The organism is Arthrospira sp. PCC 8006 (assembly GCF_046480465.1).
In the GTDB taxonomy this organism is placed as follows: domain Bacteria; phylum Cyanobacteriota; class Cyanobacteriia; order Cyanobacteriales; family Microcoleaceae; genus Limnospira; species Limnospira platensis.
On the sequence record NZ_PKGG01000331.1, the window covers coordinates 1 to 3,827 of the forward strand.

Consider the following 3,827-nt stretch of genomic DNA (forward strand, 5'->3'; position numbering starts at 1 on the left):
TCATCAATTCCAACAAGATTATCGTCCAGTTTTTATACCGTGGATGGCGTGGCTTTTAGCTACTCGTCGATTAGGCGAAAAACCCAACACCAATAATATAAACATTTCAATCTTGACTGTCGATATAAATTATCAAATTCTGCTCAACTGKCAACCTGATATTTTTGCTCACTTAGGAAGAGTCTGTAATGTAAAGATCCAGCCGGATCCGAGGACAATTGACTCTACCATCAGAGAATTGGAAGCCTTCCCGACAAAAGTTTGGTTGCGGGGAAAACAAGAACTCTGGTGTTTCATTAAGTTTCTGAACCGACTGGAAGAAGAGGTCAAAACCGGAAAAGTAAAGCTAAAAATTAGATCGCCGATCAATATGAACAATATCGTTGAATTGCTGGCCCCTCGTCTACCCTGTCCTTCAGATTTAAGAGATTACCTAACCAATCGACTCGGTAGTTTGTAGATGCCCCCTTTCGCCTCAGCCTATTATTTATTGGTCAGCGTTTACGGCGGCGGGATTATAATGGAGGAGAGTTAAGCCATGATGAAGTCAGACCCTGCCCACTTCATGTGGCGCAACAGGTGGCGCGTTTTTAGGGCAGGGGTAACGCAGTTATCCCACAGGATAACACCCGCAGAATACGAAACCTTTTTGCCACAAGCACTTTCCTTGACTTACCATGAATGTCTTGGTATAATTAATAAAATAAAGTTGTGGTGGTACTCCCATGACCCAGGTAGTTCTAGATCCAGAAGTAAAGACTGAGATAGATCGTCTTGCTCAAGTCAGGCAAGTTGACTCCAAACTTTTGGAACAGTTTGCCTATTTCGTTCTTGAGATATCACAGCAAAAGTCAAGCAATAAAGCTCATTCACTGAAGACTCATGAGCTAAAAAAAGCTATTTATGAGCGGTTTAGCGTCAAGGATACATCAGAGTTGAAAAAATCTGGTGCATTCAGGATGGCTACTGATGGCATGGACAAGTTAGACTTTCGCTTACAACTAACCTGGGAAACACTCTATCGAAAGTTTGTGGGTATTCTTCCCCATGAGCAAAGCCAGGAAGGATATGGTTGTATTAATGGAATTGATATTTTTAAATACTTTAAACCCTGGCAGGTATTTGGACTAGACCCAAAAACCGCTACCAAGAATGATGTCAAAATGGCCTACTATCAATTATCGAAAATTTATCATCCTGACAACTTGGTAACGGGTGACAGAGCAATTTTTGAGCAAGTGGAAAATATGTACAAGAGTATAATTGCTGGATTTTGAAGATGCCTTTTGATAGAGAAGTTTTTTATATTGAAGAAATAAAATTGGCTGAATCTTTAGAGCTAACTCAACAAGGTTTAGACGAAATAGTTGATTTTCTACAAGCATCGACCGATGAAAGTATTCGACTCAAAGAATGGTTACATTTTGTGGTTCAAAATTATGTAACTAAGCAACAACCGATTAGGATTTTTTCCCGGGAAGGAGCTTTGGCTATTGCCAGCTATCTGGATTTGAGAGGCGATGCCACTCAGATTTCCCTAAAAAGAGTGATTGCATTAGTAGATAAATACAGCGTCAATCAAATAGATGCAAAGATTCGGAGGGCGCTGTATGAAAATAGTTCTTCTTTAGTTTCCAGAAATAAACGTCACTGGCTTAATCGAGAAGATGTAGTCCGGATATTTATTACCACTTCCTCCAGGTTAGAGCAGGCGTTTAGAGATATTCAAAGATCGGATTTTCCTATGAGAATGAATATAGACTTTGAAGATTATGACGGCATGAGATTCTTCTCTTTGTCTGGCTTAGAAAAACTCAGTATAGAATTGTCCTTGAAATTGCGCTCAGAGGAGAGGCGGGCTTATTGTAAACGGGTGAGTGAAGTGGCTCCTCCGGTATTAGAATTTCTGGCGATCGCGCCTTCTCCAGATCCCAAACAAATTGACAAAGCTATGAACTTTGCCAAAAATAGAGATCAAAAAACTTGTCAGGTGACTGGTGCTGTTAGAGATAAGTATAACCCACGAATTGAACTGGTTGGTCATCATCTTTACGACAAAAATGCTTATCATTTTCTCAGCGCCGATCCAGATAACATTTTAACAATTGACAAAAGACTGCATGAAGATTTTCATCAATGGCATGGAGGAACCCAAAAAACTTGTACAATCGATGACTTCATTGATTATGTGGAGTGGCGCTATCCCGACAAGCATGAATTAATCTTAACCTTGCATAATAAGCAAAGAGTTCTCATGTTTAAATTGGCTCAAGTACAACGGACATTACCTGAAAGTAGAGATTAAAGTTCTGGTGTTCTTGACTGGCTGAAATATGACCAGTAGGCGACGGAGGAAGGAATGGAAGCGGTGGAAGACTATTTGAGTTTATTTGATGACCCCCCCCCTTTGCTAATGCCTATTATTGGTMAGGGTTTACGGCGGCGGGATTATAATTGAGTCAGGAGCGCGAGCCGGGAAAAGGCTAATCCTGACAGTTGACCCAGAAAATTAATGTGAGTGTGGGAAGGTGAGCGGATGCAAATTACTCTGAATCTACCGGATAGCCTTAGCCAAACTGAAACCTTTAATCAGAAGGACTGGCTTAGGGAAATTGCTGTGGCCCTGTTTGAACAAGAGCGGGTTTCTCTCAGCCGTGCCAGCACAATTGCGACAATGGATATTATGGAGTTTCAAAAGCTGCTGGCAGAGCGTGGCATCTGTGTTCACTACGATGTAGCAGATTTTGAACAGGATGTCCAGCACCTGCGCGATCGCGGCTGGCTATGATTGTTGTCAGCGATACTTCTGCTCTTTCCAATCTGGCTATTGTTAATCATCATTAAAATTGGTTTGACGGCGATCGCCTTATAATACAGTGAGCCATGATGAGGTTAGGCCATGCCCACATTATAGAGGTGAACAACAGATGACAGCCAGAGAAAAACTGATTCAAGCCATTCAAACCCTTCCGGAATCCCAATTTGAACGGGTTTTAGCCTATGTTAATCAGGTTAGGGCTGGCGATCGCCTAACTCAGGAACAAGACTCTCAGGAAACGCCATGTTTTGATGAAACTTGGTGGAATAACTTATCTCATTTGAGCCCGGACTTTTTGGAAGTTCGAGAACAACCTCAACTTCCGGTACGAGAGGATATGTTTGAATGAGATTCTTACTCGACACAAACATTTGTATTTATGTGATTAAACAAAAACCTCCCATTTTTTAAACATACCCACTCAATGCAAAAATTTCTGAGTTTCTTCCCGAGCATCGAATTTTACCTAAAAGTTGCTATTGTTTGCACAATTTTTCAGCAAATATTTGCTTATTTTTGGGCAGATATACAAATTACCTTGATATCCCAAATAATTCTGTATTGGGCAATGGGTTCCCTTTCATTTTATGGAATTGGCTTTCTCATTGAGAACGGCATTAAAACGAATCCTATTATCGCGAAAAAACTGAAAGCAAGAGTAGTCAAAGTCAAGGAACAACCATTTCCTAAATTTACGTTCAAAGGAGTTGTCTTGGGAGAGATCAAGTCATTAGTTGCAGCATCTATTATTCTTTGTTTAGCTCCAGAGGTTCATCGAGAGAATAGCCTCATCCTCAACCTTGGATGGTTCTTAATGAGGATTTTCTGTGCAGACTTTTGCTTTTACATCTCCCATCGGCTATTGCACCGAAAATCCCTACTAAAGATACATCTTAAACACCATGAATTTCGCGACTCCTCAAGTTTTGTGGCGGGTCACAAAAGCCTGCTAGAATATGTGATCACTACCTTAACTGACATTTTGCCTATCTTCATCTTCGGATATGAT

6 protein-coding genes are annotated in these 3,827 nt (G+C 40.8%); all 6 read left to right on the forward strand.

Features of this window, described 5'->3' with window-relative positions; genetic code table 11:
• The coding region (locus B9T16_RS26575; protein ID WP_410246164.1) for a hypothetical protein at nucleotides 1-460 on the forward strand (460 nt) is incomplete at its 5' end.
• A 265-nt stretch (nucleotides 461-725) separates the two neighbouring features.
• The gene (locus tag B9T16_RS26580; protein ID WP_410246165.1) at nucleotides 726-1,277 is read left to right on the forward strand and encodes a J domain-containing protein; all 552 of its coding nucleotides are present in this window, start codon (nucleotides 726-728) and stop codon (nucleotides 1,275-1,277) included.
• A 2-nt stretch (nucleotides 1,278-1,279) separates the two neighbouring features.
• A complete protein-coding gene (locus B9T16_RS26585; protein ID WP_410246166.1) occupies nucleotides 1,280-2,305 on the forward strand; it encodes a hypothetical protein in 1,026 nt (341 codons plus the stop codon).
• A 231-nt stretch (nucleotides 2,306-2,536) separates the two neighbouring features.
• Complete coding sequence (locus tag B9T16_RS26590; protein ID WP_410246167.1) at nucleotides 2,537-2,788, forward strand: UPF0175 family protein; 252 nt, start codon at nucleotides 2,537-2,539, stop codon at nucleotides 2,786-2,788.
• 139 nt (nucleotides 2,789-2,927) lie between these two features.
• Nucleotides 2,928-3,167, forward strand: a complete 240-nt coding sequence (locus tag B9T16_RS26595) for a hypothetical protein (RefSeq protein WP_410246168.1) — start codon at nucleotides 2,928-2,930, stop codon at nucleotides 3,165-3,167.
• 75 nt (nucleotides 3,168-3,242) lie between these two features.
• Nucleotides 3,243-3,827, forward strand: a 585-nt coding sequence (locus B9T16_RS26600) for a sterol desaturase family protein (RefSeq protein ID WP_410246169.1), incomplete at its 3' end; no start/stop codon positions are given.